Source organism: Candidatus Zixiibacteriota bacterium, from assembly GCA_040752815.1.
Classification (GTDB): domain Bacteria; phylum Zixibacteria; class MSB-5A5; order GN15; family FEB-12; genus JAGGTI01.
This window is the reverse complement of sequence record JBFMGC010000001.1, coordinates 39,515-63,614: the sequence shown is the minus strand read 5'-3', so window position 1 is coordinate 63,614 and position 24,100 is coordinate 39,515. Positions and strand designations below refer to the sequence as shown.

Sequence of the window (24,100 nt, the reverse complement as noted above, 5' to 3'; positions counted from 1 at the left end):
GATGTTTGATTCCTGGCGTGGATTTGCCGAAAGCAAACTCTCCGAGCAGTGGCACAGCAAACTGAGCGCGCTGACCAAACACGGCCGCGGAGATATTATCAAGATGACCTCTATCGCCGGCTCGGGACATCCGGGCGGTTCGATGTCCTCGCTCGAGACATACCTGACGCTGTATCATTTCGCACGGGTCAATCCGAGGGAACCGCATGCTGATGATCGCGACCGGATCATCATCTCGCACGGGCATACCTCTCCGGGCGTTTATGTGGCGCTCGGCTATGCTGGGTTTTACGATGTCGACCTCGCGATCTACGGTTTTCGCATGGCCGGGTCGCCGTTCGAGGGGCACGTGGAACGTGGCGTGCCCGGTGTTGAGTGGGGAACGGGCAATCTCGGCCAGGGGCTGGCGGTGGGTGTCGGTAAGGCAATTTACGCGCGCCTGTCGGGCCATAAGTTCCATACTTACGTGGTCATGGGCGATGGCGAACAGCAGAAGGGGCAAATCGGGGAATCGCGCCGCCACGTTGTCAAGTACGGCCTTAATGATCTGACCGTCGTGATCGATTACAACAAACGTCAAATCTCGGGCGCGATTGACAAAATCCTGCCACAAAACATCCGCGGCGAATGGGAAGCCGACGGCTGGCGGGTGATGGAGATTGACGCGCATGACCTGGACCAGGTTTACATGGCGCTGCACCATGCCACGCACGATCACCACGCGCCGCACATGATCCTGGCGCACTCGATTATGGGGAAGGGGGTGTCGTTCATGGAGAACGATGAGGCCTACCATGGCGCTGCGGTCAAGCCTGATCGAGTTGTCGACGCTCTCAAGGAGCTGGGAGTACCTCATGATGACCTGGACACATATCAGGCGCGTCGCAAGCAGGGACCGCCTGCTGAATTCCCTCCACCTCTAGCACACATGCTCAAGGTGAATCCGGGCACACCGACTACCTATGCGCCAGATGCCAAGAGCGACAACCGCAGCGCCTGGGGTAAGGCGCTTATGTCCGTGGCCGATGCCAATATCGGGCGCGAGGATTTCCGCGTGGCGGTGTTTGACTGTGACCTGACCGGCTCGGTTAAGACCAACTCGTTCGCCGCGAAATATCCGGACAACTTCTTCCAGTTCGGAATCACCGAGCACGCGACTGCTGCGACTGCCGGGTCACTCTCGGCAGAGCAGGCACTTTCCATATGGGCCGATTTCGGTGTCTTTGGCATAGTGGAGACCTACAACCAGGCCCGCCTCAGTGATATCAACCACGCCAATCTCAAACTCGTATGCACGCATTCGGGGGTCGATGTCGGTGAGGACGGTAAGACCCACCAATGTATCGACTACTTCGCGCTGCTTAATTCGACCTTCGGCTGGAAGGTCATCACGCCCGCCGATCCGAACCAGACCGATCGGGCGGTACGCCACGCACTCAGCACAAGCGGCAATTTCGCCATAATCATGGGTCGCTCGGTTGTGTCGGTGATGACGGATGAACAGGGTCGGCCGTTCTTTGGCGACAAGTATGTCTACCGCTATGGCCGGATGGAGACAATCCGCTCCGGCGAGCGCCTCGTACTGGTTTCAGCCGGGAATATACTGGCTAACGCCCTTGACGCCTGGAACCGTCTGGCCGCCGAGGGGATCAGGGTCGAACTGATCTCGGTTTCCGACTGGTCGGACCTTCATCCCGACGATCTCGCTCATCTCGCTACGTACTCCGACATTGTCGTACTGGAAGATCATAATGTGAAGACCGGCCTCGGAACCGCGATCGGCTCAGCCCTCGCCCAGCAGGGATGCGCTTCGCGTCTGACAAAACTGGGTGTGAGCGGCTATGCGTCGTCAGGGAAACCGGCCGACCTGTACCGGATGCTCGGGCTGGATGGCGCCTCGGTGGCTCTCAGGATCAAGCAATTGATTGGCGTGATCGAAACGGAGTCGGTATCATGACATTGAAGTATAAGAACAAGAGATGGAGATGCTGAAATCAACCACGCCCACGATAGAGGGGCACAGAGTCATCAAGTACCATGGCCTGGTCAGCGGCGATGCCATACTGGGCGCGAATCTGTTCAAGGATCTGTTTGCGTCGATTCGAGATATTGTCGGCGGGCGTTCCGAGGTGTATGAACAGGAACTACAGAAGGCGCGGGAAATCGCGGTAAGCGAGATGGAGGCCCGCGCGCAGGCGCTCGGCGCGAACGCAATTGTCGGTATCGATCTCGACTACGAAACGATTCATCCTGGCGGCAGCGGCAGCATGCTGATGGTCAACGTTACCGGCACGGCGGTTTCCATTGAGCGTCTGTGAGGTTGAGCATAACAGTGTAACCATGCTGTCGGGTGACTCCCTCATTGTGCTGTCGGGCGACCCTGCCCGACAGACCATGAGGCGGATGGATAATCTCTAATGGCAAGTCTACTGGTCGGATTTATCAGCGGCTCGTTGGTCGAGCTGGCGCGAGTCTCCGAGCGGAAAGACGGCCTCCGCCTGATTGGGCAGTCCGTATTCCATGTACGCGAGTTTTCCAGTTTTGACAATATTCTCAAACTCTACGTGCGCAAAAGCCGCGCGGAGTTCACCACCGCCTGTTTGGGTGTGGCCGGCCCGGTCATACACGAAACTGTCGCCACCACCAATCTTCCGTGGCGACTATCCAGCGCTGATCTGAAGCGCGATTTCGGCTTTCGCAAGGTGCGCCTGGTGAACGACGTAGTCGCCACCGCGCATGGTTTGTCACAACTGGGCAGGGAAAAGATCTACATGCTCAACAGCGGTGTCGAACCGGCCAATGGGAACCTTGGGCTGATCGCTGCCGGTACCGGTCTGGGCGAGGCGCTGATTCATGTCGAGGGCGGCAAGAACCGGCCGATACCGTCCGAGGGCGGCCACTCAGATTTCGCGCCTGCCAACCAACTCGAGGTGGAACTGTGGCAGTATCTCTATTCGGAATTGGGGCGGGTCGAAGTGGAGGACGTTGTATCCTATCGCGGGCTGGAGAACATCTTCAATTTCCTCGTAGACACCCAGGGAGGGCGGCGCGGCCCATGGCTGGAATCAGCCGAGGACCGCCCCGCCAAAATCATCGAGATGGCCCTGGCCGGAAAGGACGAAACCGCCTCGCGGGCGGTCAAGGTCTTTGTCGATTGCTACGCCTCGGAGGCTGCCAGCCTCGCCCTGAAAGGGATGACTCTCGGCGGCGTTTATATCGGCGGCCATATAGCGCCAGGCATTGTCACGATTCTCGATCAGGGCCGGTTCATGCGCCGGTTTGTGCATCACGGCAAGATGGAGAATCTCCTGAGGCAAATTCCGGTCGGTGTGATCATAGAAGAGAAAACTCCGCTGCTGGGCGCGGCGGCAATCGGCATGACCCTGTGATGTGCTCATGGACAAAGCTACCTGTTTTTTGACCGGCCGCTACCTGGCACGAGACCTGCCGTATTATCGTGGGCTGGCGAGAGGGTGTTTCAAAGTTGCTGTCGACGGCGGCTATCGTTTTTTCCTGCGCTCCGGCATGGTGCCCGATCTCCTGATTGGCGACTTCGATTCGCTGAAACGCCTGCCCAAGAAGCTCAGTGCACGCACGAAGGTGCTCACGTACCCGGTGAACAAAGACAAAACCGATACCGAACTGGCGGTTGATCAGTGTATCGAACGCGGGGCGAAATCAATCGATATTGTAGAGCCAAGTATCGGTGAGCCGGACCATTTTCTGGCTAACCTGTTTCTGCTCACTCGACGTTGCGTCTCGCTTGAGCCCAAGGCTCCGAAAATGCGCCTGGTCGGCCCCGCCTACGAGGCATTCTTTCTTCAGGACAGCGGGATCAGGTTTTCCGGCGCGCGAGGCAGTATCGTTTCGATCATACCGGTGTCCGACCGCATCCGCCTGACCTGCCGGGGGACCGCGTTCGATATCTCCGGCGTGCGGATCAGTCGGGGCGAGACCCGACCTGCGCGCAACCGCATTATGGCCGCGCGAGCCGATTTTCAGATTGTGGGGCAAGCCTTTGTGGTCCGGCTGGTTTCACGGCGTTGAAATTCCTTCAGGCCGATGTTGAGTTCAGCTTGACAGTTTGATTGCAGGGCCTATATTCTGGCCCGACCAGACATAAGCGCTGTCGGTTGGGATGCCGATAGCATGCTGTGAGACTGGGGGATCGTCCAACGGCAGGACATGCGGCTCTGGACCGTAGAATCGGGGTTCGAATCCCTGTCCCCCAGCCAAAATCCAGATTAGGCCTCTCGAAAACCATGTCGAGGGGCTTTCGCGCTTACGCAGCGCAACCGGCTGTTATGCCGAGTCCAAGCGCTTACCCCTGGTCTCCGGAAAGGTCCAAATCCAAATTCCTGTCAGGAGCGCGAAAATCGCCGCTAATGATATCCCTGTGCCGAGACCGTGCTTCTCTGCGATTCTGGCGATAGTCACCGGCGTGAAGAACTGAAGCCCACGGGCGATATTGAACGCCGCTCCCATCGCCGTGCTTCGGATTCCGGTCGGAAACAACTCAGAGATCAGCGGCCCATAACCGCCGAACATCCCAGTGCCGAAACCCACAAGAAACATGAACAGCAGTATGACTGTCGGATTCGCTGCGATCGCATCCCACATGAGCGTTATCATCAACAGGCCGAGAGCCATGATGAAACAGTAGATCGAGTATGCCGGCCTTCGCCCGAGTTTGTCCGCTACGAAACCGAATGATGTATAGCCGAGAAAGCCGCCGGTCTGGGTGACAAGCATCCACAGCGCCGACTTCACGAGCGAAAACTGCCGCTGCTGTTGGAGATAGCCCGGCAGCCATGAATACGTGAACCAGTAGGCGGTCATGTCGAGGGTCGCAAGAACTAGCACAAGTATAAACGGTCTGCGGTGAACCTTGGAGAGAAGTAGGCTAAGCCTGTTCTGCTCACTCGATTTCGGCGTAGGGGAATTCGTCAGGCTGAAAGCGGCCGTCTTTCTCCGTTCCAGCCAGAAATCAGACTCTGGGAGACTCCTTCTGATATGAATTACCATCGCTGCCGGCAAAACTGATATGATGAACGACCACCGCCAGCCAATCTCCGGCGCGACGAAGCCGCCGATGACCGAAGCCAGCGCGATGCCGATCGGCGCGCCGGTTTGCATGTATGCGCCGTATCTGCCTCGGACTTTAGGATGAAAGGTCTCGCCTACATACGTCTGTCCGGTTGCCCATTCTCCGCCAACGCCAAGTCCGGTGATTATCCTGAACGCGATCAGCGTCCACAAACCGGTGGCAAAGCCGCACAATAACGTCCCCAGGCTGTATGTCAGAATCGTCCACTGCAATACCGTCTTCCGTCCGCAGCGATCAGAAAGCACCCCGAATACCACACCTCCGAGCGCGGTCGCGGCCAGCGACGCCCCTAGTACGTATGAGAGATCCTGGTTGGAAAGGTTTAGGTCTTTGCCGATGAGAGTCAGCAGAAAAGTGTAGAGAATAAGATCATAGAAGTCGAACACCCACCCTGCCCAACTCATCAACAGAATCTGATAATGAGCTTTGGTGGGTTTGTCGTACTCATTGAGAAGCATGGCGGACTCCTTCAATGCGGCTTGAAGCCGATACTCCCCTGCAAACTCGACTTATTGTCGGTAGATGTCAAGGACTGGATTGCCGATGCGGAACAGCATGGCGTCTGTTCAGTCTCTAGTCCTGTCGGTGTAACTCACCCCATGATATTCCGGCCGCCATCTACGGTAATAAACTGCCCGCAGATCATGTCGGCCTGATTCGAGCAGAGAAAGGCAACAACCTGAGCCACATCCTCCGGCTCGACAATACGGCCGCACGGTGTATGGAACTTAGCGTGGGAGATAACCGTGTCGGCGCCGGGGATCGAGCGCGACGAGCGCGTATCCGCGAGGCCTGCCAGCACGCCGTTGACTCGGATTCCGCGCGGCGCCAGTTCCACTGCCAATCCGCGCGTAAGTGACTCCAGAGCTGCTTTCGCCGGACCGACAACTCCGTAGCCGGGGATAACGCGCCGGCCGCCGTCGCTGGTGATACTAATTATTCGACCGAAGTCGTTCATCAAAGGCACCGCCCGCTTGGCCATGTCCAGAAGCGACCGCGCCGACGCCGCCAGGGTGACATCCCAGTGTTTGGCGGTGGTGTCGATCAGCTTGCCGGGCACGCCAAACGCGGCGTTGGCAATTACTATATCAAGATGTCCACATTCTGACCGAATGACCTCGAACAGGCGTTCGAGGCTATCTTCTTTGCCGATATCGGCGCGGATCGCCATCGCCTGCCCGCCGCGGCTCTTGATCTCCGCAACAACGCCTTCGGCGTCCCCTTTGCTTCGTCGATAGTTGACAATCACCTTGACCCCCTCATCGGCCAGACGAATGGCGATCGCCCGTCCAAAACCGCGTGCCGCGCCGGTCACCAGCGCACATTTGCCTTTCAGTTCAGGATACATTGACATTTCCCTCTGTCTTTGCGTTCCACATCGTTGTGTAAACCACACCGCTGCAACAGCCTGGGGCGAAGATTGTTCCCCGACCGTTTGGGCCGGTTTGGTCCATTATAACGGGAACGGCTTGCCTGCGCAACCGGTTTACGCAATATTGCCGCCGAGCGTTTGAGGCCCGCTGAAGGAGATTCCGGAGTCGCCGCTTTGAGTTGTGAACTGCGAATAATAGACCTGGGTCGCACCCGCTATCAGACCGCCTGGGACTTCCAGAAGGATCTCGTCCGGCGGCGGGCCGAGTCCGCCGTCCCGGATTGTCTTATCCTGACTGAACACGAGCCGGTTATCACGATGGGTCGAGGAACGGATCGAACAAATCTGCTGGTCACTGCTGACAATCTCGCGGCACGTGGTGTCGACCTCCACGAAATCGAGCGCGGGGGAGACATTACCTTCCACGGCCCCGGGCAGGCGGTGCTCTATCCGATTATCGATCTGCGAGAGCGTGGCCGCGACGTGCGCCGGTACCTGCGCGATTTGGAACAGATGGTCATCGAGACGCTCGCCGATCTGGGGTTGGTGGCTAGTGTCAAAGAGGGGCTCACCGGTATCTGGGTCGAGAATCGCAAGGTCGGGGCGATCGGCGTGGCCGTGTCAAAGTGGATCTCGTACCACGGTGTGGCGATCAATGTCAATACTGACCTCGACTACTTCAAACTCATCAATCCGTGCGGGATCACACAGTATCCGGTCGGATCGGTTTCGCAGTTAGTCGGGCGCGAGATCAAGCCGGCGCATTTCAATGAACTGTTGGTACAGCACTTCGCAGACTACTTCGGTTATGAGGCCGTTAATGCTCCCGATGGCGTTCGATACATGTTAGATTCCTTCCTAGAAACACCCTGAGCTATCGACCGGTCGAAGGGTGTCTTTGCTCGCGGCGATTAGTCAGACTTCGACAGGCTCAGTCTGACTTATGTGTAGATTGTGTTGAACTGGCAGTGTTGTGCCCAAAACCATTGTTAGGCCAACTCTAAAGTCACCCTGAGCCTGTCGAAGGGTGACTACAGGTTGCCATAATCCGAATCGCGATTGACGCAGGAGGGGTCACTGAGTCGCGCACACACGATACGTATGAAAACGTGCCCGGCAGATGTCCTCATCTGCCGGGCTTTGTCCCCCCTCATAATCGCGGACGCTCAGAGCACGAACGCGGTGAGACCCACACCGAACTGGACATTCGTGCCGAATGCGGGGTGCCCACCAACGTCATACACGTCGCGTTTCACCCGAAGCGATACGTCAGCTCCTGCCGAATTTCCGAACATCAGTAACGCACCCAATTCGCCACCGAACTTGATTATAAAGAGATCGTCGTCGCCGCCATCGCAGCTCCACGAGCCAAAAGTAGCCAGCCCGGCGACATACGGATACACCGACCCCTTGATCTCTGTTCGGTTCTTCCTGGTGGGGAAGTAGTACGCGATTCTCGGACCGATTCCGAACAGAGTCTCGGAGTAACTCCCTCGCGATCCCCAGAGGAATTCGGTCTCCGCACCGAGAGAAAGGCCGTCCGCTACGAATCCCCCTATTCGCGGATTAAGGGTGATTGTGGTCAGCCCGTCGCCACGCCAGTTCTCGTAAGCCTCGTCCGTCAAGGATTGAAAGAACATCTGCCCGCCGAGACTCACGCTTCCTTTGGAAATCGGGCTGTCGGCTGCGAACGCCGCGCATCCGATACACACTACGCACACAGTCGTTAGACAGTTTTTCATAACTCACCTCCATTGGTTTAAGGTTCCTGTCACTAACAGGCACTGCAATCCGGCTGCCGGAGTGCGCATGATTTGTGAAAGTGCTGTAAGAGACTGCGTAGTCGACAATTCCCGATTCAGCTTGTTGTGTGCGGTCGCCGCCTACACTGGATAGTGACTATACAAGTGGATACCAATTGCGGCACAGACCACTCGCTGTGCGCTCTTGCAATTAGGTTTGAATGTCTGTAACCTTCCCTTGTCATGGCCACGCTCAGACTCAAGCCGAAAGAAGACCGCCGCATCCGCGCCGGACATCTCTGGGTGTTCAGCAATGAAATCGCGGACGTGTGCGATTTCGGCGAGAACGGTGACCTGGTCGACGTTCTTAGCGACCGCGGCAAATTCCTCGGCCGTGCCTACTACAACAAGCACAGCCTGATAGCCGCACGCATACTGACGGATAGAAAAGAAGAGATTGACACAGCTTTCCTCGTGCGAAAACTCCAAGCGGCGCTGGCGTACCGGCAGCAACTGTTCGGAGTGTTTTCGTCGGGACGGGTCGTGTTTTCCGAAGGAGATTTGCTGCCGGGGCTGATTGTCGATAAGTATGATAATTGTCTTGTAGTGCAGATACTGACGCTTGGAATGGAACGATTGCGGGCGTCAATCGTCGAAGCGCTGTTGGAGGTCTTCGGGCCGGAAGGGATACTACTGCGCAATGACTCGTCTTATCGCCAGCTTGAGACGCTGCCTGAGTCAGTCGATGCCGTTTACGGTGCCGTACCGGAGCGAATAGAGATCGAGGAAAGCGGCGCGCGTTTTGTGGTCGACCCGTATCATGGCCAGAAGACCGGGTTCTTTTTCGACCAGCGCGACACACGGGCAATCGTACGCCAACTCGCACGAGACCGTCGCACTCTGGACTGTTTCTGTTATTCGGGCGGATTCGCTGTCAATGCCGCGCTGGGTGGTGCATCGAGCGTGGTAGCAGCCGACAGTTCGCAGAGCGCACTCGAACTGCTGGGGGAAAACGCTGAACTAAACGGGGTCGCCGACAAAATCACAGCCACACGCGAAGACTGCTTTGACTTGTTGCGTCGGCTAAGCGACGAGCGCGGGCATTTCGACCTGATCATTCTCGATCCGCCCGCGTTTGTCAAAAGCAAGAGCCAGTTGAAAGCAGCGGTTGCGGGATACCGCGAGATTAACATGTCGGCTATGAAACTACTCTCACCGGGCGGAATACTCGTGACATGCAGTTGTTCGCAGAACCTGAGCGTGTCGGCGTTTCAGGAATTGCTTCGCTCCGCCGCCCGCGACGCTCACGTCCGTTTTCGCCAGCGCGCCTTCCTGACCCAATCCGCCGATCATCCGATATTGCAGGCGATGCCCGAGACGCAGTATTTGAAGTGCTTTGTGTTGGAGAGATTGTAGGTCGAAACCCCTGCGGTTTCGACCGTCGAATGTGATTGACTCAAATGCGACCATGTATATATTCCTTCAATGACCAACATCCGGAGGTATTTCACCGAGGGGCAAGCGTGTTTTCTCACACATATTACTTACCGTCGGATGCCTATTCTAATCGATCACTTTGACCTGCTTTGGCACGCGATGGAGACCGCGCGTCAGAAACATGCTAGCTCTCGCCGCCTGGGTTGTTCTCCCTGACCACATGCACATGCTGGTCCACGTGAGTGACGGTGACATATCGAGTATCGTGCGCCGGATCAAGCTGTCGTTCTCGACCAATCTGAGAGCCCGTTTGGGGATGCGAGAGGGGCGAATTTGGCAATATCGATTCTGGGATCGGATTATGCGCGACCAGGATGATCTGAATAAGCACATCGATTATATTCATTATAATCCGGTGAAGCACGGGCTGATCGACAATCCGTTCATGTGGCGCTTCTCCTCGGCCGCGGACTATTTGAAGGACGGATATTATCAGTCGGATTGGGGAGTGCGCGAACCGATTGAGTTCGAAGGTGAGTTTGGCGAGTGAAGAATAACAGAATGTCGAAACCGCAGGGGTTTCGACCTACAAGGACTTCTCCTCGGCCGCAGACTATTTGAAGGACGGATATTATCAGTGCCCGAGACAGATGTAGGTCGAAACCCCTGTGGTTTCGACATCCTTGAACCTCTTTGACGAACAAAGACCCGGCAGATGAGGACCCCCGATCAAGTCGAGGGCGGGCATCTGCCGGGCACGATTGTCTTGAGGGACGTCTCCCTAATTCGGTATATGTATCGCCCGCTTGTGGGCGTGGAGGCCGGCTTCCATCAGGGCTTCGGATAAGGTCGGGTGGACCGCCATCAGGTGGCCCAGGTCCTCGGCGGTGCAGTCGAGCTCCATCATCGCGGTGCCGGTGAAGACGATATCGCCAGCGTGCGGCCCGACTACATGTATACCTAAGATCTCATCGGTCTCGGCGTCGGAGATGACTTTCGCGAAGCCATCAGTAGCGAGCGTGGCGACAGCTTTGCCTACTCCCTGATACGGGAACTTGCCCACTCGCACTTTCAGGCCCTTCTGCGCCGCCTCTTTCTCGGACAGGCCGATACCGGCCACCTCAGGGTCGCAGAACACGGCGTACGGCACGCCTTTCCAGTCGGCACTCGCGCCAGAGCCGGCGACCGCTTCCGCCGCGACAATTCCCTCATGCGAGGCCTTATGTGCCAGCAGCAGCCCGCCTGCTACATCGCCAATCGCAAATATGTTCGCCACGTTGGAGCGCATCTTCTTGTCGACCTGCACGAAACCCCTGGCATCTAGCCTAACGCCGATTTTGTCCAGCCCCATGTCTGACGTATTCGGAATCATCCCTGCTGCGACCAGAACCGCGTCGAATGTCTGCTGCTCGCTCGTGCCGCCCGTTTCAATCGTCACTTTCACTTTGCCGCCGGAGATTTCAGATTTGGTCACTTTAGATGACAGCAGGATCTTCATTCCCTGTTTCTTGAGCGCTCGCTCGGTGACAGTCGAGATATCAGTATCAAGCGTGGGCAAAACCGACGAGAGGATTTCAACAATGGTTACTTTCGAGCCGAGGGTCTGATACACGGTTGCCATCTCAACCCCGATCGGCCCTGCGCCCACCACCAGCATCTCGGCAGGCACGTTTGGGATATCGATCGACTCGCGCGCGCCGAAAATCAGCTTACCGTCCTGCTTGAGCATCGGCAACTGCATCGTGCGGGCTCCGGTGGCGATGATGATGTTCTCGGATTCGATCTCAGTCTTGCCGGCCTCGCCGGTGACTTCGATCCTGGTGGGGGAGACGAACCGCGCCGCGCCGACAAACGATTTCACGCCTGCTTTGTCGAGAAGCATCTTGACTCCGCCGGTGAGCCGCTTGACCGTGGCTTCCTTGTGCTTGCGCAGAAGGTCCAGGTCGATCCTGACATTCTCCGCGACCAGGCCGATCCGTTTGGCCTCCTCGATGTGGCGCTTCATCTCGGTGACGTGAAGCAGCGTTTTCGACGGGATACACCCCCAGTTGAGGCAGACCCCGCCGAAGTACTCACGTTCGACCACCGCGGTCTTGATGCCCAGTTGCGCGGCCCGGATCGCAGCGACATAGCCGCCCGGCCCGGCGCCGATAACCACGAGCGTGTACTTTTCAGCCATGTACCAACCTCACTAAGTTCAGATCACGTCGAGCAGCCACTTGTCGGGCGCTTCGAGATACTCGATCATCAGGCGGAGGAACTGCACGGCATAAGCGCCGTCGACCACGCGATGATCGAAAGACAGGCCGAAGTTGAGAATCGGCCGGATGACAATCTGGCCGTCGCGCACCACCGGTTTGTCGACAATCTTGTGCACGCCCAAGATAGCCACCTGCGGCTTGGCGATGATCGGGGTCGAGGCCAGAGCGCCCATGCCGCCGGCGTTCGTGATCGAGATCGTGCCGCCGCTGATTTCGCTTAGTTGCAGCTTGTCGGCATTGGCCTTCTCGCCCAGGTCGCGCATCTCCTGAGCGATCTGAAGCAGCGACTTCCGTTCGCAGTGCTTGACCACCGGCACGATCAGCGAGTTCTCGCGCGCCACCGCCATGCCGATATTGAAGTACTTCTTGACATGAAGATTGTCGCCTTCAAACGTGGCGTTTATCCAGGGATATTTGCGGGCCGCGAATATGATCGCCTTGGCGATAAAGGGCAGGTAGGTGATGCGCACGCCCTTCTCCTCCTGGATCTTGTCCGCGTACTTCCGGCGCCATTCGACCAGGGCGGACATATCGCACTCGTCAAACGTGGTCACATGCGGAATGGTGAACGCCGATGCCGTCATGTGCTCGGAGATCACCTTGCGCACTCCGATGACCGGGATGATCTCCTCCCGCTCTTCCTGCGGGAAGACAAAGTCGGGCTGGACCAGATCGACAGTGTGACGCATCTCGATATACTTGAGTACGTCACTCTTGGACACGCGGCCGTTACGACCGGAACCGCTCACTTTGCGAAGGTCTATGAAGTGCTCGCGTGCCAGGCGGCGTACGACCGGGGACGAGCGGGCGGCTTTAATGCCTGCGGCGATGGCCGCCTCATCGGCGTGGATACCCATCTCCGCGTGATGCTGCACGGTGCCGACAAATTCCTCCGGTGGCGCGGCCACTTCCTGTTCCTGTGGGATATGCTCTTTACCGTCAGGTTTGGTGTCGAATGTCTTGGCCTGAGTCACCACGCCCTCGACATCCATGATGGCAATCTCGCGACCGATCTCGACTACGGTGCCGATCGCCACCAGGTGCTTCTTCATTTTGCCGGCGTGGGCGGAGGGGAGCTCGACATTAATCTTGTCAGTCATGATTTCGACTAGCGGCTCATCGGCCTTGACCGAATCGCCTTCATTCTTGAGCCACTTGACAATGGTCCCCTCGACCACCGATTCGCCCAGCGGGGGTACGATCACTTTGTATTCCATCATAGTCCCCTTAGTACTCCAGCACTTTCTTTACCGCGCGCGAAATCTTGTCGGCGTTGGGAAGGAAGAAATGCTCCATGGGCGGAGCAAACGGCACCGCCGGAACATCGATACCGCACACCCTCGTAACCGGGGCGTCGAGGTAATCGAAAATCTCTTCGGCAATCGCCGCGCCCACTTCGCCCATCACGCCGCCGGTCTTGGAGCTTTCCTGGACCAGCACGGCCCGCGAGGTCTTTTTGACCGATTCGAAAATCGTCTCGCGGTCCCACGGGAGGAGCGTGCGCATATCGATCAGCTCCGCCGAGATGCCGTCCTTCTCCAAAGCAGTCACCGCTTCAGCAGCGCGATGGTACATGAGACCGTAGGAGACTATCGTGATGTCGTTCCCTTTCTTACGTACGGCCGCCTTGCCGATCGGGACGGTAAAATCGTCTTCCGGGATTTCCTCCTTGATCCAGCGATAGAGCCGCTTGTGTTCGAAATAGATCACCGGGTCCTCGCCGCGGATTGCGGCCTTGAGCAGCCCTTTGGCGTCGTAGGGTGTGGCCGGCATGACCACGATCAGGCCGGGCTGGGAGACAAACCACTGCTCGTTGATTTGGGAGTGATACAGACCGCCGCCTACATCCGCGCCGCAGCACACTCGCATAGTGACCGGGCAGGTCCATTGGCCGGCAGTGCGATAGCGCAGCTTGGCCATCTGCTGGATGATCTGGTCCATCGATGGCGTGATGAAATCGGCGAACTGGATTTCCGGGACCGGTTTCATGCCGACCATCGCCGCGCCGACCGAACCTCCGGCGATATACACCTCGGAAATGGGGGAGTCGATCACCCGCTCGGCGCCGTATTTGTCCATCAGGCCCTTGGTTGCTTTGAAAACACCACCATAAAGGCCGATATCTTCGCCGATCAGGAACACTCGCTCGTCGCGCGCCATCTCCTCGTCCAGCGCCTGAGTGATTGCTTCTATGTACGTGACTTTCTTCATGTTCTCACCATTTTGCTAATCGTGGTTCCGCTTAGTATTCATCCCGGCGAACGGGAAACTGCGCCGAGTAGACGTCGTTGTACGCTTCCTCCGGTGCGGAGTATGGCGCCTTATCGACCGAGTCAATCGCCGCATCGATCTCGGCGCTGATCTGCTCGACCATGGCCTCCCGCTTCTCCGTGGTGAGCAGTCCAAGATCCGTAAGCAGTTTTTCAGCGCGCAGAACCGGATCTTTCTTCTTCCACGCTTCGAGCTCTTCCTGAGCGCGATAGTCGGCCGGGTCGATTTCGGAGTGGCCGTACCAGCGGTAGGTTTTGCACTCGATCAGGGTCGGGCCGCCGCCGCTGCGGGCCTTGGCAATTGCGTCAGCAGCCGTCTTGTGGACCGTGACAATGTCGTTGCCGTCGATCGTTACCCCGGGGAAACCATAGGCCTTGGCGCGATCAGCAAAATCAGTGATCCCTGCGGCCAGCGTGGCCGGGACCGATTCGGCCCATAGATTATTCTGGCAGACGTACACGATCGGCAGCTTGTAAATGCCGGCGTAGTTCAGCGCCTCATGCCAGCCGCCGCGAGCGGTGGAACCTTCGCCGAAAAACGCCACGACCACATTGTCCTTCTTCTGAATACGAAAAGCCATCGCACAGCCGGTGCCGATAATAGTCTGTCCGGCGACTGTTGAAGCCGGCGTAATCACGCCCTTCGGCCGCCAGCCGTAATGGCACGGATGGCTCTTGCCTTTATCCGGAGAGTTGCCCCGTGCGTACACCTGGGCGGCGATTATCTCAATCGGCACACCCTTGGTTACGTTGGCGCCGATTTCCCGGTGCGAGGGCGCGATTATATCGTCATCACGAAGTCCGTAAGTCGGGCCGACTGTCGTCGCTTCCTGGCCGACCGCAGAAAAGTAGGTTCCGGCAAAGCGTCCCTGGCGAAACAGCTTGCGAAAACGCTCGTCGAGCAGCCGGGTCTTGAGCAGGTTGGTGTAAAGTCCCATCAGTGTCTGCTCGGAAAGCCCGGTTTCAGCAAGCGCGGTTTTGCCGGCAGATTTGGTGTTCGCAGGCATCTGACCTCCTAAACGATCTATTCACGTGTTTACTGTTCATTATCAAAGAACTACTATAACTATCCTTTCAGCCCAGGGCAACGTCGAGTGTCATCATCACCGCGAAGCCCAGGATGCCACCCATGGTGGCCGCATGTGAGTGCCCTTTGGTCTGCGATTCAGGAACCAGCTCCTCGATAACCACGAAGATCATCGCCCCGGCGGCAAAGGCGAGCGCGAAGGGAAGAATGGGGCGGGCGATAATCACCAGCGCGGCTCCAAAAACGCCGGCGATCGGCTCCACAACCGCCGACAGTTGCCCGTACCAAAAGCACCTTGGCAAGGACATCCCCTCGCGGCGGAGCGGCATCGATACCGCCGTACCCTCGGGGAAATTCTGAATGCCGATGCCGAGAGCGAGCGCGATGGCCCCGCCGAGAGTTGCGGAATCGTAACCGGCAGCTACCGCACCGAACGCCACGCCCACCGCCAGGCCTTCCGGGATATTATGGAGGGTGATCGCCAACACCAGAAGTGTGGTCCGCCGCCAGGTGGTCTTTATTCCCTCGGCTTTTTCACGCGGCAAGAAAAGGTGTAAGTGGGGGAGGAAGCGGTCGATCAAACGCAGAAACGCCGCTCCCAGGAGAAACCCGACTACTGCCGGAACCCATGGGAGATAGCCCATTTCTCCGGACATCTCTATCGCCGGCGCCAGAAGAGACCAGAAACTGGCGGCGATCATCACGCCGGCCGCGAATCCGAGCATGCCGTCGAGGGCGCGGCGGCTTAGCTCCCGAGCCGGAAACACCAGGGCCGCTCCAAGAGCTGTTAGAAACCAGGTGAACAGAGTGCCGATAAGGGCCTGTTGGATCGGATGGAATTGGCTGAGCCAGTCGATCATGGATTCACTCTGTCTCGTCGGGTGGCCTTTTCGCTCAGTCGCGTAGATCGGTCAAACTGGTTCGACGGGTCGTCCTCTGACCCGGGTCTATCGCAGCTCCAGCTCTTCCGGGTACAACTCTTCTTTACCGGCGCCGCATTCAGGGCAAGCGAATTCATCGGGCAGGTCCTCAAACGGCAGACCCGGCTCGATATCAAGCTCAGGGACTCCATGCTCGGGATCGTAAACCCACCCACAGGAGTCACAAACATACCTTCCCATGGCACCTCTTTCCAAACATCAGAGTTATAAATTGGCCCATCGAACAAAAGTTCCCGCTATTCTTGCCTTCGTGGCGTGCGATCCGCAGCCGCCAATCGCCAATCGCTCAGCAGGTTAGCCGAGACGAGCGGCGAGCGCTGAAGCGCGCATGGCGAGAGCCTATTTTACGAAAAACTGCTCGGAATGAATTTGCCCCGGTGTGCCCTTGGAATGGCTGGTGAATCCCTCTCCAAGCAGGATTTCAGTCATTTCTTCTATCATGTATGGGTTTCCGCACAGGAATACGTGTGTATTGTCCGGGCCAGGGCGGAAGCCCCATACCTTGTCCAGTATTCGGTCGTTCCAGAGTTTCTGTACAAAGCCCTGATGGCCTTTCCAGGGCACCGGTTCTTCGTGGGCGTGGCTGAGCGTGGCGATGTATGTGAAATTCGGGCTGACAGCGTCCAGCGTGGTCAGTTCAGAGTGATAGCCCAGATCAGACGAATGATAGGCCCCGTGAAACACCGCAAAGCGGCGCTTGAGTCCCTGGGTGATTTCGGTACGAATCATGCTCATGTAAGGTGCCACGCCGGTGCCGGTGGCGATAAGAACAGCGTGAAACCCTTCGGGCACTTCCGCCAATGTGAACATGCCGCGAAAGCGATTAGACATCCAGAGCGCATCGCCCGGCTTGAGGCCGAAAAGGCGCGGCGAGAGCGATCCGGTTCGCACCAGGCCCACATAGAACTCAAGGAACTCCCGCGCGACCGACGAAGACGCGATCGAATAGGCCCGCATCACCATTTTGCTCGGATCGAGCGGCGGCCGTTCTTCCGGCTCCGCCAGCGCAATGCGCGGCGTCGTACCGGGCAGGCCCAGAGTGGCATACTGGCCGGGCGAAAACTCCGGCAATTCCCATCCCTGCGGCACGACCCGCAGTTTGATAAGGCCGGGAGTGATTTCGATTCTCTGGGTAACCAGAGCGTTCAGTGTTTTTTCAGCCATCCTGGCGTCGATGCAGCAGTCACGTGGTTGGGGCCGCGGAAGTGAACCTCAATGCCGAGTGAACTAATCCTCCAGGGTGTTCCACTCGGCGTCCGCTAGCCACTGTTTGGGCCGTTCGAGGAACTGGATCACCAGCTCGATCGTATTCCAGTGGCGGTGTTCCTCATCGGCAATTCGATTCCAAATCCGCTTCTGGCTTTCGTCATTCATCTCCCCGGCCTTTTCCCGGTAGAAAGTCTCCGATTTCTTTTCCACTTCGCAGGCGAATTCCCACAGCTTGCGAACATCATTGGAGAACGCGATAGTTCCCCCTCGTTCGCTCAATTCCTCGAACACGTTTTTGGCAGTCGTTATGATAGTAGTCTTTTCTGCGTCTTTGTAATCGGCACTCTCGCGGTCGCGCATCGCCCTGAAAAGGTTGTAGTGTTTGAGCTCGTCGTTGGCCAGCTCCTGCAGAATCCGCTTGAGCGCAGGTTCGGCAGTCTTGCCGGCCTGTTCGAGATAGAAGGCCCTTCCATCCTGTTCCATTTTCATGGCATGTTCATAAACGTCCATCGCTGTCTCCTTCCGAAGGTGTAGATAAACCGCCGCGCTTTCTTTTTATGTCGCACACGTGGCCGTCATCGTCAGGCTGCTCGCACCGGGCGCATTTGCCCCGCTCGAAGCGGCCGCACCGGCGAAGATTACGCTTCCGGCGTTTCGGCGTCAACTCCCTTGTCATATCTGTTGTCTCGTATTCGGGTGCACCGGGCTGGCGGTCGGATTCGATCCCTGTCTGGCCCCGCCGATAAAATCGGCAAGAGTGGTACGAATCAGATCGCCCCGATCAAAATCATACCACTCGACTTCAGAGGGATCGTCTTTCATGGCGTCGAAAAGTGGCGCCGAGCCGATCGGGTCGATCATACTCAACGCCCGCACAGCCAGGCCGCGCACCGCCGGATCTGAGTCATGAAGTGATTGGCGGAGATCGCCTACCGCGCTGACGAATAAGTCCGGTCGGCGTTCAGACAGCCGGACGATTGCCGCATGGGTGCCGCGCTCAAACGGCGATTCTCTCAGGTAAGATATCAGCAGCGGGCCGAATTCGTCGACCAATCCTGACACTCGCACCAGTACTTCGCCGATTATGTCCGGTGCGAGGGGAGACAATCCGCCGGATTCGTCGTTCATCAGCCAGAGCTGCCGGCGTATGAAATCCCGCACTTTTTCTTCGTTGGATTCGGCCAGGGCTCCCGACGCAACACCTATCGCCTCCACCGCCCGAAATCGCACCAGTTCGTCGGGATCAAAAGTGAATGATACAAGTGTCCTGAGCAAACCGCGTTCTACGTGAGACAACTGGATCAATGCCGCCCAATCGCGACGGCGCAGAAGCTCCCGCACGGTTTCCTTGCGAATGTGCGACCCCATACTTAATAGTCGAGCAAGTAACCTGCCCGCGCGCGAGCACGCGAGCAGGTTGTACTAATAGGCCCTATTCCGTCTCGCTCGGGGCCGAAAACGTCCGCTGGGCAAGTTCGCGATCGATCTGGAACAACGCCGCGCGCGAGTCGCCGATCATCTTGAGCTGCTGGATGAGGGCGTTCGCCGAGGCTTCTTCCTCGACCTGTTCGTTGACATACCACTGCAGGAATATCTGCGAGGCGTGGTCCTTCTCCGCCTGGGCGATTTCGACCAGGTTGATGATCAGGCTGGTTACTTTCTGCTCGTGTTTGTACACCGCCTCGAACACGTCAAGTGGGCCTTTCCACTCGGACTCGGGAGCCGGCCAGGTCTTGATTATCGCCCGCCCGTCACGCTCGACTACATAGTCGAACATTTTCATGCCGTGGAAGACCTCTTCCTGATATTGGACCCGCATCCAGTTGGCGAAACCGGGCAGGTCGATCGAGTAGAGGTAGGCCGCCATCGACAGGTACAGATGCGCCGACGAAAACTCGGCGGCGATCTGGTCGTTGAATGCGTCTTGCATCTTCTTGCTGATCATGTCTTATCCTTTCCATAGTCCATGCAGGTTGCAGAATTCACGGGCGGAAACGTTATCGGCCGCCACGTGAAAGGTCGCTTCGGGCGGCTGTCCCGCTTTCAAAAACTCGCGGTACGCCTTGCCGTCGGCGACAAGCTCGATCCACTCGATGTAGTGCTTTTCTTCCATCGGATGGGTGATCTCGCCGACCGCCACGCGGAAGCCCCCGTCGATTTTCGTGACCTTGGGGACATGTTTCTCCGTGGCGGCGTCGGTCTCACCTTCCTTCAACAGCCACATGTTCTGTCCGCAGCAGACCAGGGTGCCGCCCGCTGCGTGAACCACATCCACCATGTTTCCACAGACCTTGCATCTATAAATCTGTAGCCTCTGGGTAGCCATCTTCATGGCTCCTTTCCGGTATTCGGTACGTCTATTGAAAATCCGAAAGTCCTCATCTTCAAACTGCCCTGTCACTCAGAAGGGCGCAAAGCCACCGGCTGCCCAATAGTCCTCTTTGAGCATGTCGTGCTGCCTGAGCAGCGCGCGATAATGCCCCGCTTCCCAGTCCGACAAGAACTCGAAGATCTGCTTCATCTCCGTGTCGGGAGACTTCTCGGCCTGCTCACGGTAATACGCCATGGAGTCCTTCTCGAGCTGTATGCCGATAGACAGCGAGGTCATCTCAAAGGCCGCGTCCTGGATGCGTGCCCGCAGCTGATCCGAAAATATCGGCGATATCTCGGACAGTTCGGCTCGGTCTCCCAGCGAAACACTACGGCTCGGCTTGCCGGTTTTGAGCACCGATTCGTAGTGCGCCTGGAGGAAGCGGGCGTGATCGAGTTCCTCGGCCGCGAGAGTCTCGAACACCTCCTTGCCTCGGGAATCCTGGGTGCTGTTTGCGGCCATCAGGTAGAAACTGTGCCCGTATTTCTCGGCGCGAATTGCGTCGAGCAGCGCCTTGGCCAGGGTTTCCTGTTTTGCGTCAAACATACGATTCCGGCTGCCTTCAGTCTTCGAGATTGAACTCCTGAAAGTCGAAGAACGTACCACTGCGAGTCAGATAGTCTATCTCAGCCTGGACGATCGCCTGGTGACCTTCCTCGATTTCGAGGAATCTGCCAAACAGCTCGCCGTCCTGCTTGAGCTGGCTAACCATGCGGCGATAGAAACCGGACGTTTCCTGCTCAAGAGCCAGCGCCTTACGCAGCATCTCAAGTTCCGTATCGTACTCGTTGGCCGATATGTGGGCGCTCAGCTTTCTGACTCCGGCGTCGATTATCTTCCGCGCCGGCACAACCGTGTTAAGCTTTCCCGGTTTGATCCGACCCGTGCTTTGCCATTCGGCAAGCTTTGCTTGCAGGTAGTCAATATGGCCCTGCTCTTCCTTCCCCAGCACCTCGAAAACCCGGCGCCCGGTTTCGTCGCGGATCTTCTTTACCGAAGCCAGATAAGAGTCGCGGACCTTGATTTCATAGTCGATTGCTGTCTTGATCGCTTTTTCGAGAGTCATTAGCTCCTCCGGAACTTTTTTGCCTTACCCGGTTCTTGTCATGATCGAGCGCCCCTTGGCTGTGGCGAGTAAGATACTTGGCCACCTGCCCACATGGCGGCCCGGCGGCAGCTCGTTCACCACAGCATGTCGGATAATCTACTCCTTGTCAATACCGAGGATCTCCTGTCCTGCTACACTCCGTAACATGTCACTCTCTGGTCGCGTTGTCCCTGGGTGAAACCTGGGAACCCGTCCCACAGTCGGGACAGAGCCCTGCGAATTCAACTTGCGGTATCAATACCTGCCAGCCCGATGGTTCATCAATGCCACCATCCACCCGAACGGTTACCGGATCAAGTACATCTTCAATCCGGCCGCAAACGCGGCATCGCAGATGATAGTGGGGTGTCAGTATGCCGTCGAATCTCGCCTCGCGGCCATTCGGCTCGAGTTTTCGTATCAGCCCTTCCTGGCTCAGGAGATCGAGGTTCCGATAAACAGTACCCAGGCTGATATGCGGTATCCTCTTGCGTACCTCGGCGTGCACTTCGGCTGCGGTCGGATGCTCGAGCGATCCCCGGACCTCCTCGAGGATTATTTTCCTCTGTAAGGTGTTGCGCCGGGCTGTCATACCTGACTGATCTTGTCCTTATTAGAAATCGTTATCATTATCGTTATGCACTAAACAGCGGACCGCAGAAAAAGTTCCGGTCCTGATTGGGGCCGTATCATCGATTTATCACCTTGTTAATTAACAAGTTAGGAATATTTCTTGACAATTGAGCGGGCTCGGTTTTCTTGAAGTAGGCGAGTGCGGGCTGGCAGACATAGGACTCCCGAGCATCGAAAGCAAATGTACTTACCGCGTCGACATCACTTAACCGCCGTAACCTCAATATTAGCCTCCTGCTCGGTAATTCTCGGGGGAATCGTGACTGGCGTAGCTGGAGAAACAGTATTTGTCCGCCAAAAAGCCTCTGGGTTTGTGCCCGAGAGAGTCCTCTCGTACCTCGCGGGGCGCGATGAAGATACTGCGCGTGTCTGGGTTTTCTTTACGGATAAGGGGGTTTGGACGCACGCGGAGTTTTTGTCGGCGGCCAAGAGAGTACGTTTAACCGATCGCGCTTTGAGTCGTCGCATGCGTTTGGGCGCGGCCGACGTGCAGTTCGCCGATCTTCCCCTCTCGGCAAGCTATGTAAGTCAGGTCTTGGCACTTGGCGGCACGGTGCGCCGTGTGTCCCGTTGGCTCAACGCCGCATCTTTTGATATTTCCATAGACCGACTGGCCGACCTTGCGGCCCTTCCCATGGTGGCCGAGGTACGACCGGTGGCTGTCTTCCGACGGCCTTTCGAGGTTGGGGAGGATGAGCGCCCCGGCCCGCAAGGCGGCACGATGTCCGGGGACGCACTGGACTATGGCCAGTCCCAGGCGCAGATATACCAGATAAACGTAGCGACCGCTCATGCGCAGGGTTTGACGGGCCGGGGCGTGGCGCTCACAATGACCGATACCGGTTATCGCAAGACCCACGCGGCGGTAGCGGGCGCTGTCGCTGCGGGGCGAGTGCTCGCGGAATACGATTTCGTGATGAACGACCCGAACACTTCCATGGAACCGGGCGATTCGCCCAATCAGTGGAATCACGGCACGCTGACCTGGTCGGTGGCGGGCGGCTACGCGCCAGGGAGGCTGATTGGCCCCGCCTACGGCGCTGATTTCATTCTGTGCAAGACGGAGGATATTACCGATGAGACTCAGGTGGAGGAAGACAACTGGGTCGCCGCATTGGAGTTCGCGGACTCGATCGGGACCGATGTAATCTCCACTTCGCTCGGTTATTCCGACTGGTACACTTACTCCGACATGGACGGTCGCACGGCGGTGATTACGCTCGCGGCCAACACCTGCGACGCGCTCGGTATCGTGCTGGTGGTTTCTGCCGGCAACGCCGGGTATTTGCCTGGCACGATTTCGGCGCCCGCTGACGCGTTTGACATTCTGGCCGCCGGTGCGGTGAACACCAGTGGCTTTGTAGCGTCGTTTTCGTCGCGCGGGCCGACTTTCGACGGCCGTATCAAACCCGAGGTGTGCGCGCTGGGTGTGGATACTTACGGCGCGTCGGCATCCGGGGATCAGAGTTACGCCTACGCCAGCGGCACGTCACTGTCGGCACCTCTGATTGCCGGGGCGGCTTGCCTTTTAATCGAAGCCCGCCCTGAACTTACCGCCCGCCAGGTGCGCGAGGCGCTCAAAGCCACCGCAACGCGGGCGGCCAGTCCCGATAACTCCTACGGCTGGGGGACCATCGACCTGGGCAAGGCCCTCACCTGGCCGGTGGCGTTCTCGGCGGATACCACGCGCGGACAGGCACCGCTTACAGTCACTTTCGCGAATTCATCTTTGCTGCCGGCTTCGGCGCTGACCTGGGACTTTGGCGATGGGGCCTTGTCCGACGATTCCACCCCTGCCCATGAGTATGCTGATCCCGGGATATACAACGTTTCGCTTACCATTGGCACCGAGGAGGGTCAGTTCACTCGTACAATTCCCGGTATGGTTTTGGCCCACTCTGACTCACTGGCCCTGCCAAACATACAGGTCCAGGCCGGCTCACGCGTGCGCATGGATGTCTACGCCCGCAATTTTCTGCCGGTAAACCAGATTGAAGTCCCGTTCTCGTGGGACGGTCCACTGGGAATGTCTTTTGACTCGTTTTCCACCGCCGGCCTTAGAACGTCGTATTTCCCCACACAGAGTATCATCAGCATTGCCCTGGCCCAGAAACGGGCGACCATCTCGCTCAGAACACCCAACACGGAACAGGAGCCGGCCCTGGCGCCGGGGAGCGGTCCGGTGGTCAGTCTGTGGTTCAGGGTACCTCTTCAGTTCGGTACCGCGACCAATCCGGTTACATTTGTCACGTATGGCAGTTACGCCCCCAGTTTTCGCGCCGACACCTATGAGTACGTGACAGCGACAACATCAGGCTCGATTCGTCTTGGCTGCTGTATCGGAATTGTGGGCGATGTTGACGGCGACGGAGGGGACGTGCCGACAATTGCCGATGTGACCCGCCTGGTGGACTATCTGTTCATCACCCAGGAACCGGTCGCGTGCCTGACTGAGGCTGATGTCAACCAGTCGGGCGGGGCCGACCCGGTGTCGGAGGATGTCTCAATTGTGGATGCGACCATACTGATCGACTATTTGTTTGTCACCGGACCGTCGCTGATATTACCAACCTGTCCCTGAGTTGGGCCGCGGCTCCGATCAGCCGCGAATGCACAGGCGAGACATTTAAACGTCCTTGCGGT

Annotated in this window: 25 protein-coding genes and 1 tRNA gene; 9 read left to right on the top strand and 17 right to left on the bottom strand. The window is 57.7% G+C overall.

Annotation, left to right across the window (positions count from 1 at the left end; genetic code table 11):
* Position 1 precedes the first annotated feature (1 nt).
* From AB1772_00265 to AB1772_00245, 5 genes are all read left to right on the top strand, one after another.
* Positions 2–1,957: a transketolase gene (locus AB1772_00265; GenBank protein ID MEW5794766.1), complete on the top strand. Its 1,956-nt coding sequence runs from the start codon at positions 2–4 to the stop codon at positions 1,955–1,957.
* A gap of 28 nt (positions 1,958–1,985) precedes the next feature.
* Positions 1,986–2,318: a heavy metal-binding domain-containing protein gene (locus AB1772_00260; protein MEW5794765.1), complete on the top strand. Its 333-nt coding sequence runs from the start codon at positions 1,986–1,988 to the stop codon at positions 2,316–2,318.
* A gap of 99 nt (positions 2,319–2,417) precedes the next feature.
* Positions 2,418–3,389: a glucokinase gene (gene glk / locus AB1772_00255; protein MEW5794764.1), complete on the top strand. Its 972-nt coding sequence runs from the start codon at positions 2,418–2,420 to the stop codon at positions 3,387–3,389.
* A 7-nt stretch (positions 3,390–3,396) separates the two neighbouring features.
* Entirely contained in the window at positions 3,397–4,047 is a 651-nt protein-coding gene (locus tag AB1772_00250; protein ID MEW5794763.1) for a thiamine diphosphokinase, read from the top strand.
* Positions 4,048–4,161: 114 nt separating this feature from the next.
* Positions 4,162–4,235, top strand: a tRNA-Gln gene (locus tag AB1772_00245).
* Positions 4,236–4,302: 67 nt separating this feature from the next.
* On the opposite strand, the gene AB1772_00240 is transcribed toward AB1772_00245, so the two are convergent.
* The gene (locus AB1772_00240; protein ID MEW5794762.1) at positions 4,303–5,565 is read right to left on the bottom strand and encodes an MFS transporter; all 1,263 of its coding nucleotides are present in this window, start codon (positions 5,563–5,565) and stop codon (positions 4,303–4,305) included.
* Positions 5,566–5,699: 134 nt separating this feature from the next.
* Positions 5,700–6,455 carry an SDR family oxidoreductase gene (locus AB1772_00235; GenBank protein ID MEW5794761.1) on the bottom strand — a complete coding sequence of 252 codons (756 nt, stop codon included), beginning with the start codon at positions 6,453–6,455 and terminating at the stop codon, positions 5,700–5,702.
* Between the two features lie 198 nt (positions 6,456–6,653).
* Between AB1772_00235 and lipB the strand changes: the two genes are divergently transcribed.
* Positions 6,654–7,352 carry a lipoyl(octanoyl) transferase LipB gene (gene lipB, locus AB1772_00230; protein ID MEW5794760.1) on the top strand — a complete coding sequence of 233 codons (699 nt, stop codon included), beginning with the start codon at positions 6,654–6,656 and terminating at the stop codon, positions 7,350–7,352.
* A gap of 293 nt (positions 7,353–7,645) precedes the next feature.
* On the opposite strand, the gene AB1772_00225 is transcribed toward lipB, so the two are convergent.
* Positions 7,646–8,221 carry a hypothetical protein gene (locus tag AB1772_00225; protein MEW5794759.1) on the bottom strand — a complete coding sequence of 192 codons (576 nt, stop codon included), beginning with the start codon at positions 8,219–8,221 and terminating at the stop codon, positions 7,646–7,648.
* A gap of 243 nt (positions 8,222–8,464) precedes the next feature.
* Here AB1772_00225 and AB1772_00220 point away from each other — a divergent pair, with 243 nt between their 5' ends.
* Complete coding sequence (locus AB1772_00220) at positions 8,465–9,637, top strand: class I SAM-dependent rRNA methyltransferase (GenBank protein MEW5794758.1); 1,173 nt, start codon at positions 8,465–8,467, stop codon at positions 9,635–9,637.
* A gap of 202 nt (positions 9,638–9,839) precedes the next feature.
* Positions 9,840–10,208, top strand: coding sequence for a transposase (locus AB1772_00215; GenBank protein ID MEW5794757.1), 369 nt, complete (start codon positions 9,840–9,842; stop codon positions 10,206–10,208).
* A gap of 231 nt (positions 10,209–10,439) precedes the next feature.
* Here the strand turns inward: AB1772_00215 and lpdA are convergent, their stop codons facing one another.
* The 14 genes from lpdA to AB1772_00145 all read right to left on the bottom strand — a co-directional run bounded on the left by lpdA (position 10,440) and on the right by AB1772_00145 (position 21,416).
* A complete protein-coding gene (lpdA, locus tag AB1772_00210) occupies positions 10,440–11,837 on the bottom strand; it encodes a dihydrolipoyl dehydrogenase (GenBank protein ID MEW5794756.1) in 1,398 nt (465 codons plus the stop codon).
* Positions 11,838–11,855: 18 nt separating this feature from the next.
* The gene (locus AB1772_00205; protein MEW5794755.1) at positions 11,856–13,139 is read right to left on the bottom strand and encodes a dihydrolipoamide acetyltransferase family protein; all 1,284 of its coding nucleotides are present in this window, start codon (positions 13,137–13,139) and stop codon (positions 11,856–11,858) included.
* Between the two features lie 7 nt (positions 13,140–13,146).
* Entirely contained in the window at positions 13,147–14,130 is a 984-nt protein-coding gene (locus tag AB1772_00200; GenBank protein ID MEW5794754.1) for an alpha-ketoacid dehydrogenase subunit beta, read from the bottom strand.
* A 31-nt stretch (positions 14,131–14,161) separates the two neighbouring features.
* Positions 14,162–15,196 (bottom strand): thiamine pyrophosphate-dependent dehydrogenase E1 component subunit alpha, encoded by a 1,035-nt coding sequence (locus tag AB1772_00195; protein MEW5794753.1) that lies wholly within the window; start codon positions 15,194–15,196, stop codon positions 14,162–14,164.
* Positions 15,197–15,263: 67 nt separating this feature from the next.
* Positions 15,264–16,076, bottom strand: coding sequence for a ZIP family metal transporter (locus AB1772_00190; protein ID MEW5794752.1), 813 nt, complete (start codon positions 16,074–16,076; stop codon positions 15,264–15,266).
* Between the two features lie 87 nt (positions 16,077–16,163).
* Positions 16,164–16,337 carry a rubredoxin gene (locus tag AB1772_00185; protein MEW5794751.1) on the bottom strand — a complete coding sequence of 58 codons (174 nt, stop codon included), beginning with the start codon at positions 16,335–16,337 and terminating at the stop codon, positions 16,164–16,166.
* A gap of 159 nt (positions 16,338–16,496) precedes the next feature.
* A complete protein-coding gene (locus AB1772_00180; GenBank protein ID MEW5794750.1) occupies positions 16,497–17,321 on the bottom strand; it encodes a ferredoxin--NADP reductase in 825 nt (274 codons plus the stop codon).
* A gap of 63 nt (positions 17,322–17,384) precedes the next feature.
* Positions 17,385–17,876, bottom strand: coding sequence for a ferritin family protein (locus tag AB1772_00175; protein MEW5794749.1), 492 nt, complete (start codon positions 17,874–17,876; stop codon positions 17,385–17,387).
* A gap of 162 nt (positions 17,877–18,038) precedes the next feature.
* Positions 18,039–18,734: a DVU0298 family protein gene (locus AB1772_00170; protein MEW5794748.1), complete on the bottom strand. Its 696-nt coding sequence runs from the start codon at positions 18,732–18,734 to the stop codon at positions 18,039–18,041.
* Positions 18,735–18,798: 64 nt separating this feature from the next.
* Entirely contained in the window at positions 18,799–19,311 is a 513-nt protein-coding gene (locus AB1772_00165; protein ID MEW5794747.1) for a ferritin, read from the bottom strand.
* Between the two features lie 3 nt (positions 19,312–19,314).
* Positions 19,315–19,692 carry a desulfoferrodoxin gene (locus tag AB1772_00160; GenBank protein ID MEW5794746.1) on the bottom strand — a complete coding sequence of 126 codons (378 nt, stop codon included), beginning with the start codon at positions 19,690–19,692 and terminating at the stop codon, positions 19,315–19,317.
* Positions 19,693–19,767: 75 nt separating this feature from the next.
* Positions 19,768–20,283: a ferritin family protein gene (locus AB1772_00155; GenBank protein ID MEW5794745.1), complete on the bottom strand. Its 516-nt coding sequence runs from the start codon at positions 20,281–20,283 to the stop codon at positions 19,768–19,770.
* A gap of 16 nt (positions 20,284–20,299) precedes the next feature.
* Complete coding sequence (locus tag AB1772_00150; protein MEW5794744.1) at positions 20,300–20,803, bottom strand: hypothetical protein; 504 nt, start codon at positions 20,801–20,803, stop codon at positions 20,300–20,302.
* A 190-nt stretch (positions 20,804–20,993) separates the two neighbouring features.
* Entirely contained in the window at positions 20,994–21,416 is a 423-nt protein-coding gene (locus AB1772_00145; GenBank protein MEW5794743.1) for a transcriptional repressor, read from the bottom strand.
* A 507-nt stretch (positions 21,417–21,923) separates the two neighbouring features.
* On the opposite strand from AB1772_00145, the gene AB1772_00140 reads away from it, so the two are divergent.
* Complete coding sequence (locus AB1772_00140; protein ID MEW5794742.1) at positions 21,924–24,038, top strand: S8 family serine peptidase; 2,115 nt, start codon at positions 21,924–21,926, stop codon at positions 24,036–24,038.
* Positions 24,039–24,100 lie beyond the last annotated feature (62 nt).

Excerpts from the sequence above, each read along its gene's own strand:
- AB1772_00155 (MEW5794745.1), bottom strand. The coding sequence starts at position 20,283 with ATGTTTGACGCAAAACAGGAAACCCTGGCCAAGGCGCTGCTCGACGCA.
- lpdA (MEW5794756.1), bottom strand. The coding sequence starts at position 11,837 with ATGGCTGAAAAGTACACGCTCGTGGTTATCGGCGCCGGGCCGGGCGGC.
- AB1772_00200 (MEW5794754.1), bottom strand. The coding sequence starts at position 14,130 with ATGAAGAAAGTCACGTACATAGAAGCAATCACTCAGGCGCTGGACGAG.
- AB1772_00225 (MEW5794759.1), bottom strand. The coding sequence starts at position 8,221 with ATGAAAAACTGTCTAACGACTGTGTGCGTAGTGTGTATCGGATGCGCG.
- AB1772_00195 (MEW5794753.1), bottom strand. The coding sequence starts at position 15,196 with ATGCCTGCGAACACCAAATCTGCCGGCAAAACCGCGCTTGCTGAAACC.
- AB1772_00145 (MEW5794743.1), bottom strand. The coding sequence starts at position 21,416 with ATGACAGCCCGGCGCAACACCTTACAGAGGAAAATAATCCTCGAGGAG.
- AB1772_00265 (MEW5794766.1), top strand. The coding sequence starts at position 2 with ATGTTTGATTCCTGGCGTGGATTTGCCGAAAGCAAACTCTCCGAGCAG.
- AB1772_00160 (MEW5794746.1), bottom strand. The coding sequence starts at position 19,692 with ATGGCTACCCAGAGGCTACAGATTTATAGATGCAAGGTCTGTGGAAAC.
- AB1772_00170 (MEW5794748.1), bottom strand. The coding sequence starts at position 18,734 with ATGGGGTCGCACATTCGCAAGGAAACCGTGCGGGAGCTTCTGCGCCGT.
- AB1772_00235 (MEW5794761.1), bottom strand. The coding sequence starts at position 6,455 with ATGTATCCTGAACTGAAAGGCAAATGTGCGCTGGTGACCGGCGCGGCA.
- AB1772_00250 (MEW5794763.1), top strand. The coding sequence starts at position 3,397 with ATGGACAAAGCTACCTGTTTTTTGACCGGCCGCTACCTGGCACGAGAC.
- AB1772_00185 (MEW5794751.1), bottom strand. The coding sequence starts at position 16,337 with ATGGGAAGGTATGTTTGTGACTCCTGTGGGTGGGTTTACGATCCCGAG.
- AB1772_00215 (MEW5794757.1), top strand. The coding sequence starts at position 9,840 with ATGCTAGCTCTCGCCGCCTGGGTTGTTCTCCCTGACCACATGCACATG.
- AB1772_00165 (MEW5794747.1), bottom strand. The coding sequence starts at position 19,311 with ATGATCAGCAAGAAGATGCAAGACGCATTCAACGACCAGATCGCCGCC.
- AB1772_00190 (MEW5794752.1), bottom strand. The coding sequence starts at position 16,076 with ATGATCGACTGGCTCAGCCAATTCCATCCGATCCAACAGGCCCTTATC.
- glk (MEW5794764.1), top strand. The coding sequence starts at position 2,418 with ATGGCAAGTCTACTGGTCGGATTTATCAGCGGCTCGTTGGTCGAGCTG.
- AB1772_00175 (MEW5794749.1), bottom strand. The coding sequence starts at position 17,876 with ATGGACGTTTATGAACATGCCATGAAAATGGAACAGGATGGAAGGGCC.
- AB1772_00260 (MEW5794765.1), top strand. The coding sequence starts at position 1,986 with ATGCTGAAATCAACCACGCCCACGATAGAGGGGCACAGAGTCATCAAG.
- AB1772_00205 (MEW5794755.1), bottom strand. The coding sequence starts at position 13,139 with ATGATGGAATACAAAGTGATCGTACCCCCGCTGGGCGAATCGGTGGTC.
- AB1772_00180 (MEW5794750.1), bottom strand. The coding sequence starts at position 17,321 with ATGGCTGAAAAAACACTGAACGCTCTGGTTACCCAGAGAATCGAAATC.
- AB1772_00240 (MEW5794762.1), bottom strand. The coding sequence starts at position 5,565 with ATGCTTCTCAATGAGTACGACAAACCCACCAAAGCTCATTATCAGATT.
- AB1772_00150 (MEW5794744.1), bottom strand. The coding sequence starts at position 20,803 with ATGACTCTCGAAAAAGCGATCAAGACAGCAATCGACTATGAAATCAAG.
- AB1772_00140 (MEW5794742.1), top strand. The coding sequence starts at position 21,924 with ATGCGTTTGGGCGCGGCCGACGTGCAGTTCGCCGATCTTCCCCTCTCG.
- AB1772_00220 (MEW5794758.1), top strand. The coding sequence starts at position 8,465 with ATGGCCACGCTCAGACTCAAGCCGAAAGAAGACCGCCGCATCCGCGCC.